Source organism: Actinomadura sp. 7K507 (assembly GCF_004348425.1).
In the GTDB taxonomy this organism is placed as follows: Bacteria; Actinomycetota; Actinomycetes; order Streptosporangiales; family Streptosporangiaceae; genus Spirillospora.
This window is the reverse complement of the sequence record NZ_SMKK01000084.1, coordinates 20,474-35,435: the sequence shown is the minus strand read 5'-3', so window position 1 is coordinate 35,435 and position 14,962 is coordinate 20,474. Positions and strand designations below refer to the sequence as shown.

At 73.2% G+C, this 14,962-nt stretch carries 12 protein-coding genes and 1 pseudogene; 10 read left to right on the top strand and 3 right to left on the bottom strand.

Annotated elements, in window-relative coordinates:
* From E1285_RS45685 to E1285_RS20230, 4 genes and pseudogenes are all read left to right on the top strand, one after another.
* A pseudogene (locus tag E1285_RS45685) lies at positions 1-851 on the top strand (hypothetical protein); the annotation flags it as partial.
* A 57-nt stretch (positions 852-908) separates the two neighbouring features.
* Positions 909-2,222: a hypothetical protein gene (locus tag E1285_RS20240; RefSeq protein WP_132154323.1), complete on the top strand. Its 1,314-nt coding sequence runs from the start codon at positions 909-911 to the stop codon at positions 2,220-2,222.
* A 276-nt stretch (positions 2,223-2,498) separates the two neighbouring features.
* Entirely contained in the window at positions 2,499-3,278 is a 780-nt protein-coding gene (locus tag E1285_RS20235; protein ID WP_132154321.1) for an electron transfer flavoprotein subunit beta/FixA family protein, read from the top strand.
* A 23-nt stretch (positions 3,279-3,301) separates the two neighbouring features.
* Complete coding sequence (locus E1285_RS20230) at positions 3,302-4,252, top strand: electron transfer flavoprotein subunit alpha/FixB family protein (protein WP_132154319.1); 951 nt, start codon at positions 3,302-3,304, stop codon at positions 4,250-4,252.
* Positions 4,253-4,310: 58 nt separating this feature from the next.
* Here the strand turns inward: E1285_RS20230 and E1285_RS20225 are convergent, their stop codons facing one another.
* Entirely contained in the window at positions 4,311-5,528 is a 1,218-nt protein-coding gene (locus E1285_RS20225; RefSeq protein WP_132154317.1) for an MFS transporter, read from the bottom strand.
* A gap of 170 nt (positions 5,529-5,698) precedes the next feature.
* Positions 5,699-6,232 carry a TetR/AcrR family transcriptional regulator gene (locus E1285_RS20220; protein WP_132154315.1) on the bottom strand — a complete coding sequence of 178 codons (534 nt, stop codon included), beginning with the start codon at positions 6,230-6,232 and terminating at the stop codon, positions 5,699-5,701.
* Between the two features lie 184 nt (positions 6,233-6,416).
* On the opposite strand from E1285_RS20220, the gene E1285_RS20215 reads away from it, so the two are divergent.
* Positions 6,417-7,592, top strand: coding sequence for a cysteine desulfurase family protein (locus E1285_RS20215; RefSeq protein WP_132154329.1), 1,176 nt, complete (start codon positions 6,417-6,419; stop codon positions 7,590-7,592).
* 59 nt (positions 7,593-7,651) lie between these two features.
* Positions 7,652-8,491, top strand: a complete 840-nt coding sequence (locus tag E1285_RS20210; RefSeq protein ID WP_132154313.1) for a DUF1206 domain-containing protein — start codon at positions 7,652-7,654, stop codon at positions 8,489-8,491.
* Positions 8,492-8,528: 37 nt separating this feature from the next.
* On the opposite strand, the gene E1285_RS20205 is transcribed toward E1285_RS20210, so the two are convergent.
* Positions 8,529-9,608 carry a DUF695 domain-containing protein gene (locus E1285_RS20205; protein WP_132154311.1) on the bottom strand — a complete coding sequence of 360 codons (1,080 nt, stop codon included), beginning with the start codon at positions 9,606-9,608 and terminating at the stop codon, positions 8,529-8,531.
* A 67-nt stretch (positions 9,609-9,675) separates the two neighbouring features.
* Here E1285_RS20205 and mnmA point away from each other — a divergent pair, with 67 nt between their 5' ends.
* The 4 genes from mnmA to ligA all read left to right on the top strand — a co-directional run bounded on the left by mnmA (position 9,676) and on the right by ligA (position 14,920).
* Positions 9,676-10,767: a tRNA 2-thiouridine(34) synthase MnmA gene (gene mnmA, locus E1285_RS20200; RefSeq protein ID WP_132154309.1), complete on the top strand. Its 1,092-nt coding sequence runs from the start codon at positions 9,676-9,678 to the stop codon at positions 10,765-10,767.
* Positions 10,768-10,839: 72 nt separating this feature from the next.
* On the top strand, positions 10,840-11,658 hold the full coding sequence (locus E1285_RS20195; RefSeq protein ID WP_132154307.1) for an LLM class F420-dependent oxidoreductase: 819 nt from the start codon (positions 10,840-10,842) through the stop codon (positions 11,656-11,658).
* Positions 11,659-11,683: 25 nt separating this feature from the next.
* Positions 11,684-12,700 (top strand): methionine synthase, encoded by a 1,017-nt coding sequence (locus tag E1285_RS20190; RefSeq protein ID WP_132154305.1) that lies wholly within the window; start codon positions 11,684-11,686, stop codon positions 12,698-12,700.
* Positions 12,701-12,751: 51 nt separating this feature from the next.
* Positions 12,752-14,920, top strand: a complete 2,169-nt coding sequence (gene ligA / locus E1285_RS20185; protein ID WP_132154303.1) for an NAD-dependent DNA ligase LigA — start codon at positions 12,752-12,754, stop codon at positions 14,918-14,920.
* Positions 14,921-14,962 lie beyond the last annotated feature (42 nt).

Below are 14,962 nucleotides of genomic sequence, written 5' to 3'. Positions count from 1 at the left end.
CCCCCGCGCCCTACAAGGCGGGGGAGCAGTTCCAGGGAGGCGGCTACGCGCCGCAGGACCCCTACGCCCAGGGCGGGTACCCGCCGCAGTACGGCCCGCCGCCGAACCAGCCCCCGCCGGGGGCGCTCCAGCGAGGCGGGCCCACGCAGGGCGCCGCCCCGTACGACCAGCGCACGCAGGACGCGCAGCGGCGCGCGGACCAGGCACGGGCCGACCAAGCACGGGCCGAAAGAGACCGGCGCAAGCCCTACGGCTGGTACCGGGTGCTCAGCCTCATCGTCCTGGTGGCGCTGCTCGGGTTCGCCAACATCGTGCCGCTGCTCGCACTCCTGGTGACCATCGGCGGCGTGCTCGTCCTGCGGATGGCGGACAAGGCCGCCAAGAGCATGGAGGGACGCCAGACGCGGCGGGGCCCCCGCGCGGGCGACGCGGTCGCGGCCGCGTTCCGGACGCCCCTGCACCTGCCGGGCGCGGTGATGTCCACGGTCCTGTGGACGTCGCTCAGCCTCATCGCGGGGCTGATCCTGCTCGGGGTGCTGATCTTCGCCAAGTCCGACATGACCGCGTCGAAGGCCATCGCGTACTCCGTCATGGCGGTGATCGGGCTGCTCTGCCTGGCGCCGGGCAGCGGCGCGCCCCGGCGGCAGCTCGCCCGGATCTGGGGGGCGCTGCTGCCGCGCGCCGAGGCCGCGCTCGCCGGCGCCCTGATCCTCGGGATCTTCGCGGCGGCGCTGGTCGTGACGTCCCAGGGGCAGCCGCCCGACACGACCCCGCTGGACGGGATGAGCCAGGACCTGGAGAGCCTGCGCTCCGAGGTCCGCGAGCTCGTTTCCGGCATCCCCGGCATGTGACCGCTCACCCGGACAGGCCCGGCAAGTCATCCGCGGTCGGTAGGGTGGCGACCCATTATGAGCGGCGAAACGAGCCATCCGGAGTACATCTCGTCCTACCGGCTGCTGTCCCGGCTGGGTGAAAGCGGCGCCGTGCACCGTGCCGCCGGGCCGGACGGACGCGATGTGGCGGTCAGGCTGCTACCCGGGGGCGCCGCACCCGACATCGCCCGGATGCGCGACGTGCTCAGCCCCTACGTGGTGGACGTCCTGGACGGGGACGCCGCCGGGGCGACCCCCTTCGTCGTGTCCCGTTACGTTCCGGGGCGCCCGCTCGCGAAGACGCTCGCCGAGCAGGGCCCGATGCCGCCCGCCGCGCTGCGCCGCCTCGCGTTCGGGCTGGCCAAGGCCCTCGCCGCCATCCACGAGGCCGGTCTCGCGCACGGCCGGCTCGGGCCCGGGACGACCTTGATCGTGGACGACGCGCCCGTCGTCGTCGACTTCGGGCTGGCCGCGGGCACGCAGGCGGCCGACGACGTCCTGGCGTGGGCCGCGACCGTGGCGTCCGCCGCCGCCGGGACGGACGCGCCGACCCTCGACGCGCTGGCCCTCGACGCGCTGCCCGCCGAGTTGCGCCCGCTGGTCGCCGCCGCCGCGGACCCCGATGCCGCCCGCCGCCCGGACGCGGCCGGGCTGGCGGAGGCGGCGTCCCGGCTGGACCTGCCGCCGGCGCCTTCACCGCCCGTCCCGCCGCAACCCGGCGGCCCGCCGCCCGTGCCCCCGTCACCCGATGCCGCCGGACGTGCACCCGTTGGCGGGCCGGTGGTCCGGGCCCACGGGCTGAGGGTGGCGCTGGGATGGGCGAGGCTGCTGGCGGCCATGGTCGTGGTGATCGCGGTCGCCCTCGTGGTCATCGCGCCCGTCGTGGGGCTCGTGCTGACGCTGGGCGCGGTGACGCTGCTGCGCGCGGCCGACGCCCGGGAGGGGGACCGGGCGCGGGGCCTCGCGCGGGCGTTCGGGCGGACGCTCGCGTCCGTCCCGTACGCGGCGGTGTTCACGGTCGCCGTACCGCTCGGGCTCGTCGCGGTGTCGGCGGTGGGCGGGGAGATCGACTCGCTCCACGCCGCCGCGTTCGGAGCCGGGGCGGGAGCGGCGGCGCTGTGGACGGCGCCGGGCGTCAGCGCTCCGCGGAGGCGGCTTGAGCGGACGTTCCTGCCGGCGGTGCGGCGGCCGCTGCGTATCGCGGCGGCGAGCGCCGTGCTCGGCGGCGCGGCCCTGCTCGCGGTGCTCGGTGCCCTGACACTGACGCCGACCTTCTCCCCGATGTACGGGCTGCAGAGCTCGGTGGAGGGCACGATGGACCGCCTGCAGACCGCCGTCAACAGGTTCTGAGACGTGAAGTGCGTCACGCCGGTTCTGGGACGCGGCTGGACCGGCGAACCTCGCGGCCACGTGGGTAAGGTCTCACGAGCTGGGATTTGCCAGAATCCTACTGGCTAGTAACATAATGGGCGCACGGCTTTATCAGGGACCCGGCTCCGAAGCGCGTTCGGGTGTTTGGCAGGCTGTGACTTCGAAAAAGCATGTCCGCGTCGACCCGCCATGGGCGGCGCCCCTCCGCCGCTTACCTCGGCGGCCAACTGAGTGCAGGGAGGTCGGCCACCGGCCATGAACATCGTCGTCCTGGTGAAGCAGGTTCCCGATACGGAGAGCCCGCGCAAGCTTAAGTCCGATGACAGCACGCTCGACCGCGCAGCGGCTGATGGCGTCATCAACGAACTCGATGAGTACGCGATCGAAGAGGCGCTGCGCATCAAGGAGGCCCAGGGCGGCGAGGTGACCGTTCTGACCATGGGCCCCGACAAGGCCACCGACTCGATCCGCAAGTCCCTGGCCATGGGTGCCGACAAGGCCGTGCACCTCCTCGACGAGGGCCTCGCGGGCTCGGACGCGCTGCAGACGTCCTACGCCATCCAGCAGGCCCTCGGCCGCACCGGCTTCGACCTGGTGGTGCTCGGCTCCGAGTCCACCGACGCGCGCACCGGCGTCCTCGCCGCGATGCTCGCCGAGCGGCTCGGCGTCGCGCAGGTGTCGCTCGCCAACAAGGTCGAGATCGACGGCACGTCCATCAAGGCGCAGCGCCAGACCGACTACGGCTTCGACCGCGTCGAGGCGAGCCTGCCCGCGGTCGTCAGCGTCGTCGAGAAGATCAACGAGCCGCGCTACCCCTCCTTCAAGGGGATCATGGCGGCGAAGAAGAAGCCGGTGGAGACGCTCGGCCTGGGCGACGCCGGCATCGACGCGTCGCAGGTCGGCCTCGCGAACGCCGCCACCGAGGTGGTCGACTTCGCCGAGGCGCCGCCGCGTGCCAAGGGTGAGATCGTCACCGACGAGGGCGACGGCGGCGCGAAGATCGCCGAGTTCCTCGCGTCGAAGAAGTTCGTCTGACCGGGGAAGGGGATTAGCGAAAAATGGCAGAGATTCTCGTCCTCGTCGACCACGTCGACGGTGAGGTCAAGAAGGTCACGCTCGAACTGCTGACGCTGGCCAACCGGCTCGGCGAGGCGGCCGCGGTATGGGTCGGCCCGGGCTATGAGAACGCCAAGGACAGGCTCGGCGAGTACGGCGCCGGCAAGGTCTACGTGGCCGCCGACGAGGAGCTGACCTCCTACGTCGTCGCCCCGAAGGCCGCGCTGCTGGCCCAGCTGGTGAGCGAGAGGTCCCCGGGCGCGGTGCTGGTCGCCGCGACCGCCGAGGGCAAGGAGATCGCGGGCCGGCTCGCGGTCAAGACCGGCTCCGGTGTGCTCACCGACGTCGTGGACGTCACCGACGGCCTCGTCGCCGAGCACTCCATCTTCGGCGGCGGGATCATCGCGCACGCCAAGGTGCGGACCGGCACGCCGATCATCGCCGTCCGGCCGAACTCGGTGGCCCCCGAGGCCTCCGCCGCCTCCCCGGCGGAGGAGCAGGTGTCGGTCACGCTCTCCGACGCCGACAAGGGCGCCAAGATCGTGGAGAAGGTCGTCCAGGAGAAGGGCGAGCGCCCCGACCTGACCGAGGCCGCGATCGTCGTGTCCGGTGGCCGCGGAGTCGGCGGCGCCGAGAACTTCTCGATCATCGAGGGCCTGGCCGACTCGCTCGGCGCGGCCGTCGGCGCTTCCCGCGCCGCGACCGACGCCGGCTGGTACCCGCACTCGTTCCAGGTCGGCCAGACCGGCAAGACCGTGTCGCCGCAGCTGTACGTCGCGGTCGGCATCTCCGGCGCCATCCAGCACCGGGCCGGCATGCAGACCTCGAAGACCATCGTCGCCATCAACAAGGACCCCGAGGCGCCGATCTTCGAGCTCGTCGACTACGGCATCGTGGGCGACCTGTTCCAGGTCGCGCCGCAGCTCACCGAGGAGATCACCAAGCGCAAGTGATCCCGGCGGAAGGCCCCGGCGACGCCGTCGCCGGGGCCTGCGCATTGCCGGGGGCGGCTCAGGCCGCGACCGGCTGGGGACGAGCGTCGTCGGGGTCGGCCCGCTGGGGTGTCTCGGCGGCGGCGACGTCCACGCTCGTGCTGATCGGTACGAACCGGGCACCGGCGGCGATGAGCAGGGCCAGGACGACGACCGTGCCCACCCCCACCCGCAGGGACGTGGCCTCCGACAGGAAACCGACCACGACCGGGCCGAGGAGGAGACCGCCGTAGCCCATCGCGCCGACCTGCGCGACGGCCGCCGCCGGACGGTCCGGGTCGGCGGTGCCCGCCAGCGAGATCGTCGTCGGGACGACCGTGCAGACCACCAGCCCGGTCACGAAGAACCCGGCGATCGCGACGGCCGGCCCGGGGGCCAGCACGACGACGGTCATGCCGAGCGCGGTCCCGATCCCGGCGCCGGTCAGCAACCGCCGCGTGCCGACGCGCATCCGGACCCGGTCGCCGACCAGCCGCCCGAGCAGCATCGCCAGCTCGAACACCGGGTAGCCCGCCGCCGCGACCGCCTCGCCGGCGCCCATCTCCTCGTGCAGGAGCAGGCCGCTCCAGTCGGCGATCGTCCCCTCGGTCATGAACGCGATGAACCCGAGGACGCCGATCAGGTACACGGCGGGCGGCATGCGGCGCGCCTTGCGCCCCGTCCCCGGCGCGGTGGCGGCCGGACGGGGCGGGTCGGGCAGGTAGGTGCGGCCCAGCGCGAGCCCGGCGGGCAGCGACAGCAGCGCCGCGGCCAGCACGGTCGTGGTGAAGCCCAGCCCCGCCGCGGCCGTGACGACGCCGAACACGCCGCCGCTCATCGCGCCGACGCACCAGCCGGCGTGCATGCCGCTCATCACGGACCGGCGGTACGCCCGCTCGACGACGCTGGCCTGCGCGTTCATCGCGATGTCGGTCATCCCGAACGTCATCCCGAACAGCACGACCGCGCCGAGCAGCACGCCGTAGCCCGGCGCGAGCGCGACGGCCGCGAAGGCCAGCGAGGTCAGCGGCAGCGCGGCCCGCAGGACGGCGCGGCTCCCGGCCCGCGCCATCAGCCCGCGCAGCGCCTGCATGGTCACGACCGCGCCGAGCCCCCAGACGAGGACGACGATGCCGATCTCGCCCTCGCCGGCCCCGAACTTCGCGGCCAGCGCGGGCATGCGCGCCACCCAGACTCCGGTCAGCAGGCCCGCCAGCGCGAAGGTCAGGAACGTCCCCCAACGGGCGCGGAACAGCATGGTTCACCTCTTTCTCGGCTCGGCGGGCCACGGCCCGGTGGTGTCGGCGGACGGTGGTGTCGGCGGACGGTGGTGTCGCGGTGTGACGGTGGTGTCGCATGAACGACCGCTCCAGGCCCTCTAGGGCGGAGCGGTCGGGTGGTTCGGCGGGGCGGGCGGCGCCCCGGGGGTTATCGCTCCAGGAGATCCAGGAGCCGCCGCCTCAGCGCTTCGAGCTGGTCCGCGTCGTAGATCGCGGAGTCATGGCTCACCACTTCCCAGAGGCCCTCGGCCGCCAGCCGGACCACCATCGCCGTGCCCGGGTCGGGGTCGTCCGCCGGGGAGCGGCCGTGCCAGCGCCGCATCGCCTCGTTCAGCGGCTCGGCCTGCTCCGGGTCCGCCGCGGCGGCCGTGATGGCCGACCATCGCCGGTAGGCGCGGGCCTCGCCGGTGAGGATCTCGAACGTGGCCTCGACGTAGGCCCGGGTGTAGGAGCCCGGCGTGCCGTCCTCGTAGGAGCCGATGTAGGAGGCGATCAGGTCGTCGAACTCCTCGATGACCCGCGCCACCATCGCCCGGACGAGCGCCTCCTTGGTGGGGAAGTGGTAGAGCAGCCCTCCCTTGCTGACGCCGGCGCGGTCCGCGACCGCGTTGAGCGTCAGCGCCTGCGTCCCCTGCTCCGAGAGGACGGCTTCGGCGGCGTCCAAGAGGGCTTCCTTCATCATGACCGTTTTACTGTACCGGCTGGACGGTATAGATCCCAACCACGGCCCCGTCCCGGCCATTCCCCGGCCGCCCGCAAGAACCCGGCCGCCCGCAAGAACCCGGCCGCCCGCAAGAGCCCGGCCGCCCGCAAGAGCCCGGCCACCGGCGGGGAACACCAGCGGCGTGGATACTGTTGACCCCGTGGTGACCTACCTCGACCATGCAGCGACGACCCCGATGCTGCCCGAGGCCATCGAGGCGATGACGGTGGAGCTGCGCGAGCTCGGGAACCCGTCGTCGCTGCACGCGGTGGGGCGGCGCGCCCGCCGGGTCGTCGAGGAGTCCCGCGAGATCATCGCCGAGGCGTTCGACGCCCGGCCGAGCGAGATCGTGTTCACCTCCGGCGGCACCGAGGCCGACAACCTCGCCGTCAAGGGCCTCTACTGGGCCCGCCGCGCCGCCGACCCGGCCCGCACCCGCGTCCTGGCCGGCGCCGTCGAGCACCACGCCGTCCTGGACACCGCGCAGTGGCTCGCCGACCACGAGGGCGCTCAGGTCGACTGGATCCCCGTGGACGGGCAGGGCCGCGTCCAGCCGGAGGCGCTGCGCGAAGCGCTGGGCTCGGGGGACGACGTCGCCCTGGCGACCGTGATGTGGGCCAACAACGAGGTCGGTACCGTCCAGCCCGTCGCCGGCCTCGCCGCCGTCGCCCGCGAGCACGGCGTCCCTCTGCACACCGACGCCGTCCAGGCCGCCGGGACGCTGCCCGTCGGGTTCGCGGCGAGCGGCGCGCAGGCGCTCACCATCACCGGCCACAAGCTCGGCGGCCCGCTCGGGGTGGGCGCCCTGCTGCTGGCCAAGCCCAAGGAACCCGTCTTCCTCGACCCGGTCCCGCTGCTGCACGGCGGCGGCCAGGAGCGCGAGGTCCGCTCCGGGACCCTGGACACCCCCGCCATCGCCGGGTTCGCCGCCGCAGTCCAGGCCACGGTCGCGCACCGGGACGCCGAGGCGCGCCGCCTCACCGAACTGCGCGACCGCCTGATCGGCGGCGTCCAGGCCGCCGTGCCCGACGCGATCCTGAACGGCGACCCCGTCGACCGCCTCCCCGGCAACGCGCACTTCTCCTTCCCCGGCTGCGAGGGCGACGCCCTGCTCATGCTGCTGGACGCGCACGGCATCGCCTGCTCCACCGGCTCGGCCTGCTCCGCAGGCGTCTCCCAGCCCAGCCACGTCCTGACGGCGATGGGCACCGGCGCCGAACGCGCCCGCGGCTCCCTGCGGTTCACGCTCGGCCACACCTCCACCGAGGCCGACGTGAAGGCCCTCGCCGACGCCATCGGCCCCGTCGTGGAGCGCGCCCGCCGCGCGGGGCTCGCCTGACCCGCGTTTGACCTTCCGTTGACGGGGGACGGCGTTGCCGTCTCCTGGAAGGCGGTGCGATGACGACGGACGGCGGAGTGAAACAGGCGGCACGCAAGGCCGCGGGACACCCGTGGTTCCACCACATGTCCCGCGTGGGCCTGGTCGCCCGCGGCCTCATCTACCTGCTCGTCGGCTGGCTGGCGCTCCAGATCGGGTTCGGCGGAGGCGGGCAGGCCGAACGGGAAGGCGCCCTCCAGATCGTCGCGGACAGACCCGGCGGCGCGGTCGCCCTGTGGCTCATGGCGGCCGGTTTCGCCGCGCTCGTCCTCTGGCAGCTCGCGGAGGTCCTGTACGGGCGCCCCGTACCGGACGGCGACAAGCCCAAGGAGCGGCTGGCCTCGGCCGCCCGGGGCCTCATGTACACGGCGGGTTTCGCGGCGACCCTCGGGTTCCTGCTCGGGTACCAGGGCACGTCGAGCGACCAGCGGTCCAGGACGCTCACCGCGCGCGCGATGGCCGAGCCAGGCGGCCGCTGGCTCGTCCTGGCCGTCGCGGCGGGCTTCCTCGTGTGGGGCGCGGTAGTGGTCGTGAACGCGGTCCGCCGGGCATTCCTGGACGAGCTCGACACCGGCCGGATGGGCGCCGCCGCGCGCCGCTTCGTGCAGCCCTTCGGCATCGTCGGGCACACCGCCCGCGGCCTCATCGGTGTCGGCGCCGGCGCGTTCTTCGCCTACGCCGCCCTCACCTTCCAGCCGGACAAGGCCAACGGGCTGGACGGGACGCTCCGCGAGTTCGCCGCCACGCCCGCCGGGGCCTGGGGCCTGGTCGCCGTGGCCGCGGGCCTGCTGATCTTCGGCCTCTACTCGTTCTGCGAGGCGCGCTGGCGCAAGGTCGACGCGTCGCGCCAAGGCTGGTAGGGCCGCATCGCGCCGCGGCCGGTAAGGCCGCGGCGCGTCAGGGCTGGTAGGGGCTCAGGGCACGCCAGCCGGGGTCGTTGGTGGAGGCGACCTTGGCCTTGCCCTCCGGCCAGCCGGCGGCGAGCTGGTCGAGCTCGGAGATGACCCCCGAGTCGGGGTCGGCGTAGAGGTGGAAGACGCGCAGTCCGTCGCCGGTCTCGCGGACGGCGAGCACCGCGCGCTCACCGAGCTTGGTGAGCTTCTTCTCGAAGGCGCGCAGCGCGCCCGACGACGGCTCGACGGGGAGCCGGTCGGGGTTGCTGTTGGCGTACGGGACGGTGATCGCCACGTGCAGGTCGCAGAGTGGGTAGTCCTGGCGGTGCAGCGGGAACCGGGCGCCGAGGCGGGCGGGGTGGCCGCGCGGCGTGCGGCCCTCACCGGTGAGCCAGGCGGGCTCGGTGAACGGCTCGGCGATCTGCTCGACCACCGCGGCCAGCATCGACGGCGGCAGCGAGTCGATCGGCGCCTCGGTCGCGATGGAGATCTCGCCGACCCAGCGGGCGACGTCGTCCTCGCCCAGGGCCCAGTGCAGGACGTTCAGCGCCACCTGGAGCTGCTGCTCCTCGGCCACGAACAGGAAGTCGGGGTGGTAGGCGCTGACATGCACGCGGGCCCGGTCGGTGTCGGCGCGCATGCCGAGGCGGACGTACTCCAGGTCGAACTCGTGGTCGCCGAGGACGAGGTCCTGGGTGAGCATCTCGGCGTCGGGCTGGCGCGCGGGATGGAAGCTCCACCCGCCGGCCGCGCTCTTGGTGGCGGGCGCGGAGCGCGCCCAGCGTTCGGTCAGCCCGCGCAGCTCGGGGTCGCCGCCGCCGGTCACGGTGAGCGACGGCGACCGGTCGTCGGTGCCGCCGATCTCCCACTGCAGCCCGGAGTGGATCTTGTGGACGCGGCGCGACAGCTCCTCGATCGCCTCGGCGGACAGGCCCTCGCCGGGCGTCTCGGGCTCGGCCTGGTCGGGCCCGGCCGACAGCGAGGCCTCGATCGTCGGGCGGGCCTGCGCCCACCACTCCCAGAACTCGCTGATCGCGGGCGGCGTTACGAGTGACGTCTCGCGCGGACGACGGAAGATTCCCATAGCGGCCCCAATCGTACGCGCAAATGACAACGAGGGACCGGGCCACGCCGCGTACCCTCGAAGGACTATGACTTCGCTGCGCGTACTCGCCGCCATGTCCGGCGGCGTCGACTCCGCCGTGGCCGCCGCCCGCGCCGCCGAGGCGGGGCACGACGTCACCGGCGTCCACATGGCCCTGTCCAGCAACCCCCAGTCCTACCGGACGGGGGCGCGCGGCTGCTGCACCCTGGAGGACTCCCGGGACGCGCGCCGCGCCGCCGACGTGATCGGCATCCCGTTCTACGTGTGGGATCTGGCCGAGCGCTTCCACCGGGACGTGGTGGAGGACTTCGTCAGCGAGTACGCCGCGGGCCGCACCCCGAACCCGTGCCTGCGCTGCAACGAGAAGATCAAGTTCGAGGCGCTGCTGGACCGCGCGATGGCGCTCGGCTTCGACGCCGTCTGCACCGGGCACTACGCCCGGCTGGACGTTTCCCACGCGGCCCCCGTCCTGCGGCGCGGCGTCGACGAGGGCAAGGACCAGTCGTACGTGCTGGCCGTGTGCACGCCCGAGCAGCTGGAGCACGCCCTGTTCCCGCTTGGCGACACGTCCAAGGCCGACATCCGGCGGGAGGCGGAGCGGCGCGGCCTCCAGGTGGCCGACAAGCCCGACAGCCATGACATCTGCTTCATCGCCGACGGCGACACCCGGGGCTTCCTGGCGGAGCGGCTCGGCTCGGCGCCCGGCCCGATCGTCGACACCGACGGCAACGAGGTCGGCGAGCACGAGGGCGCCTACGGTTACACGATCGGCCAGCGCAAGGGCCTCCGCATCGGCACCCCGGCTCCCGACGGGCGTCCCCGCTACGTCCTGGACATCTCCCCGGTGAACAACACGGTGACCGTGGGGCCGCGCGAGTCGCTGGACGTCCACGAGATCACCGGTGAGCGCCCGGTGTGGCTGAGCGAGCCCCGCGACGGCCCGTTCGGCTGCGACGTGCAGCTCCGCGCGCACGGCGAGGTGTACTCCTGCACGGTCGAGCGGGACGGCGGCGAACTGCGCATCCGCCTGTCCACGCCCGCCCGCGGCGTCGCCCCAGGCCAGGCCGCCGTCCTCTACGACGGAGACCGAGTGCTGGCCTCGTCGACCATCGCCGACACCGCCCAGGTCCCCGCCTGATCCCCGTGCCCCGGGAATCAGGCCGGGCGCGGGTGGCTTAGGGTCGCGTAGGCGATCTATAGGAGGCGTGCCGTGCAGTTCGGTGTTTCGACGTTCGTGACGGATGACGGGATCGCGCCTGCGGCGCTGGGGCGGGCGCTGGAGGAGCGCGGGTTCACGTCGCTGTACCTGGCCGAGCACACCCACATCCCGGTGAAGCGGGAGTCGCCGTGGCCGGGCGGGGCGGAACTGCCGCGGCAGTACTACCGGACGCTCGACCCGCTCGTCGCGCTGTCGGCCGCCGCGACCGCGACCGAGCGGCTGCGGGTCGGAACCGGCATCGCGCTGATCGTCCAGCGGGACCCGATCCTGCTGGCCAAGGAGGTCGCCTCCCTCGACCTGATCTCGGGCGGACGGGCCGTGCTCGGCGTCGGTGCGGGCTGGAACCGGGAGGAGATGCGCAACCACGGCACCGACCCGAAGACCAGGATGCGGCTCCTGCGCGAACGGGTGCTGGCCGTCAGGGAACTGTGGACGAAGGACGAGGCGGAGTTCCACGGGGAGTTCGTCGACTTCGACCCGGTGTTCTGCTACCCGAAGCCCGTCCAGGACCCGCACCCGCCCATCATGATCGGCGGCGCGGGCCCGACGACGTTCGACCGGGTCGTGGAGTTCGGCGACGGCTGGATGCCGATCTACGGGCGCGGCACCGACGAGCTCGGCGCGATGATCGCCGAGCTGCGCGAGCGGGCCGGACGCCGGCTCCCGGTGACGGTCTTCGGCGTGCCGCGCGATGCCGGGGCCGTCGAGCAGCTGGAGGCCGCCGGCGTGGACGAGCTCCTGTTCAACCTGAAGACCCTGCCCGAGGGCGACACGCTCCAGTACCTGGACCGGCTCGCGGAACTGAAGTGATCACCACGCCGATAGGGTCGCGGGTGTGAAGACGAGTTATCCCTGGGAGCCCGGGACGGCGACCGGGATCGGGTCCTATCCGGGCGGCGACCCGGCGGAGGCGCTGCGGATCGTCCTCGGTGAGCTGCCCGGGTTCCCGCATCTGCCGGAACTGCCCGCGCGCGGGCCCGGCGCCGACATGGCGGGCCGGACGGCCGGGCTGCTGGTCGACATGCCGGTGCACCTCCAGCCGTCCGGCTGGCGGTTCTCCGACCGTCCGGGACGCGACACGCTCCGCTCCCGCGACCACCTCGCCCGCGACCTGGACGCCTTGGAGGAGACCGCGGGCGGCCACGACGGGCCGTTCAAGATCCAGGTGTGCGGGCCGTGGACGCTGGCCGCCACGATCGAGTTGAAGCACGGCGACCGGGCGCTCAAGGACCCGGGCGCCGTCCGCGACCTGGCCGCCTCGCTCGCCGAGGGCGCCGCCGCGCACGTCGCCGACGTCAGGCGCCGCCTGCCCGCCGCGGAGATCGTCCTGCAGCTGGACGAGCCGGGGCTGCCCGCGGCGCTCGCCGGGACGGTCCCGACCGCCAGCGGGTTCTCGCGGCTGCGGGAGATCGAGGAGCCCGTCGCCGAGGACGTGCTCCGGACGGTGATCGAGACGGCCTGCGCGGACGGCGCCGCGTACCCCGTCGTGCACTGCTGCGCCCGGAACGTCCCTTATGCCCTGCTGCGAGGTGCGGGCGCGAAGGCGATCTCGGTCGACCTGCGCCGCGTGCCGGAGCGCGACGAGGACGCCGTGGGCGAGACGATCGACGCCGGGACGGGCCTCCTGCTCGGCGCGGTGCCCGGAACCGACGCCGTCCTCCCGTCCCTCCAGGCGACCGCGGAACCGGTGAGGGAGCTGTGGCGGCGGCTCGGATTCCCGCCCGCCCGGATGGCCGAGCAGGTCGTGGTCACTCCCGCGTGCGGGATGGCCGGCGCGTCCCCGCGCTACGTCCGCGAAGCCCTCGCACGCTGCCGCGACACCGCCCGCATGCTCTTCGAGGCCGCCGCCTGACCCTGGTGTGGCGGGGCTCGTATTGTCGGACGGGATGACGACAATGGGGGCATGACCATGAGCGACGGCGTTCCCAACGAGGCGCGGCAGCGGCATCTGGAGCTGAGCCAGGAGATCGACGAGGCCAACTACCGCTACTACGTCCTCGACAGCCCCGCGCTCACCGACGCCGAGTACGACCGGCGGATGCGGGAGCTGCAGGACCTGGAGGAGCGGCACCCGGAGCTGGTCACGCCCGACTCGCCGACGCAGCGGGTCGGCGCGCCGATCGTCACCGACTTCGCGACCGTCCAGCACCTGGAGCGGATGCAGAGCCTCGACAACGCGATGAACGCCGACGAGCTGGTGGCGTGGGACGAGCGCGTCGTCAAAGAGGTCGGCAAGGTCGCCGGCTACCTGTGCGAGCTGAAGATCGACGGGATGGCCATCGCGCTGACCTACGAGGACGGGCGGCTCGTGCGCGGCGTCACCCGCGGCGACGGGCGCACGGGCGAGGACGTCACCAACAACGTCCGCAGCATCGCCGACATCCCGCACCGGCTGGCGGGCGAGGGCTGGCCGGACGTGCTGGAGGTCCGCGGCGAGGTCTTCCTCCCCGTCGAGGGGTTCGAGCAGGTCAACGCCGCGCAGGTGGAGGCGGGCAAGGAGCCGTTCGCCAACCCGCGCAACGCGGCGGCGGGGTCGCTGCGGCAGAAGGACCCGCGGGTCACGGCGCAGCGGCCGCTCGGCATGCTCGTCCACGGATACGGCGCGTGGCGCGGCGGGACGCAGCCGGAGAGCCAGTCCGGGGCCTACGAGCTGATGCGCGGCTGGGGGCTGCCGGTCAGCGACCGCTACAAGGTCCTCGGCGGGATGGACGCCGTCCGCGAGTACATCGCCGAGTACGGCGAGAACCGGCACGGCACCGCGTACGAGATCGACGGCGTGGTCGTCAAGGTCGACCAGTTCTCGCTCCAGCGGCGGCTCGGGTCGACGAGCCGGGCGCCGCGCTGGGCGATCGCGTGGAAGTACCCGCCGGAGGAGGTCAACACCAGGCTCCTCGACATCAAGGTCGGCGTCGGCCGGACCGGGCGCGTCACCCCCTACGGCGTGATGGAGGCGGTCAAGGTCGCCGGGTCGACCGTCGAGCGGGCCACCCTGCACAACGAGGGCGAGGTGAAGCGCAAGGGCGTCCTGATCGGCGACACCGTCGTCCTGCGCAAGGCCGGAGACGTGATCCCCGAGATCGTCGCGCCGGTGGCCGCGCTGCGGGACGGGTCGGAACGCGAGTTCGAGATGCCCGCGCACTGCCCCGAGTGCGGCACCGCGCTGGCGTACGAGAAGGAGGGCGCCGCCGACATCCGGTGCCCGAACACGCAGTACTGCCCGGGCCAGTTGCGCGAGCGGCTGTTCTTCGTGGCGAGCCGCAACGCGCTCGACATCGAGGCGCTCGGCTACGTGGGGGCGACGGCGCTCACCCAGCCCCTGGAGCCGGACGAGCCGCCGGTCAAGAACGAGGGCGACCTGTTCCACCTGACCGTCGACCGGCTCCTTCCGATCCGGAGCCTCGTGCTCGACCAGCGGACGGGCACGTCCAAGACCGACCCGAAGACCGGCGAACCCAAGGTCGTGTCGTTCTTCGCCAACAAGGAGGGCGAGCCGAAGAAGACCGTCGAGATCCTCTTCGACGAGCTGGACAAGGCGAAGAAGCAGCCGCTGTGGCGGGTGCTGGTGGCGCTGTCGATCCGGCACGTGGGGCCGTCGGCGGCGCGCGACCTGGCCCGGGAGATGCGGTCGATGGACGCGATCGCGAACGCCTCGGAGGAGGAACTGGCGGCCGTCGACGGCGTCGGCCCGGCGATCGCGGCGTCGATCAAGAAGTGGTTCGAGGTCGAGTGGCATCGCGAGATCGTCGACAAGTGGCGGGCCGCGGGCGTCCGCATGCAGGACGAGGGCGCCGGAGGCCCGCGGCCGCTGGAGGGCGTCAGCGTGGTCATCACCGGGTCGCTGGAGGGGTTCAGCCGTGACTCGGCGACCGAGGCGGTGCAGAAGCTCGGCGGCAAGGTGTCCGGGTCGGTGTCGAAGAAGACGGGCTTCGTGGTCGTGGGCGACAGCCCGGGGTCCAAGTTCGACAAGGCCGTCAAGCTGGGCGTACCGGTGCTGGAGGAGGAGGGCTTCCGCGTCCTGCTGGCCGATGGGCCGGATGCGGCCAGGGAGGTGACCGTCCGCGCCGAAGAATAACGCGGCGTGTTCGGGGGGCTTTCACCAGGTTTGCGTTACTCA

What these genes read in the sequence shown, in the direction of transcription:
- E1285_RS20225 (WP_132154317.1), bottom strand. Translation starts at nt 5,528, where the DNA reads ATGCTGTTCCGCGCCCGTTGGGGGACGTTCCTGACCTTCGCGCTGGCG.
- E1285_RS20205 (WP_132154311.1), bottom strand. Translation starts at nt 9,608, where the DNA reads ATGGGAATCTTCCGTCGTCCGCGCGAGACGTCACTCGTAACGCCGCCC.
- E1285_RS20210 (WP_132154313.1), top strand. Translation starts at nt 7,652, where the DNA reads ATGACGACGGACGGCGGAGTGAAACAGGCGGCACGCAAGGCCGCGGGA.
- E1285_RS20220 (WP_132154315.1), bottom strand. Translation starts at nt 6,232, where the DNA reads ATGATGAAGGAAGCCCTCTTGGACGCCGCCGAAGCCGTCCTCTCGGAG.
- E1285_RS20235 (WP_132154321.1), top strand. Translation starts at nt 2,499, where the DNA reads ATGAACATCGTCGTCCTGGTGAAGCAGGTTCCCGATACGGAGAGCCCG.
- E1285_RS20240 (WP_132154323.1), top strand. Translation starts at nt 909, where the DNA reads ATGAGCGGCGAAACGAGCCATCCGGAGTACATCTCGTCCTACCGGCTG.
- ligA (WP_132154303.1), top strand. Translation starts at nt 12,752, where the DNA reads ATGACCATGAGCGACGGCGTTCCCAACGAGGCGCGGCAGCGGCATCTG.
- mnmA (WP_132154309.1), top strand. Translation starts at nt 9,676, where the DNA reads ATGACTTCGCTGCGCGTACTCGCCGCCATGTCCGGCGGCGTCGACTCC.
- E1285_RS20230 (WP_132154319.1), top strand. Translation starts at nt 3,302, where the DNA reads ATGGCAGAGATTCTCGTCCTCGTCGACCACGTCGACGGTGAGGTCAAG.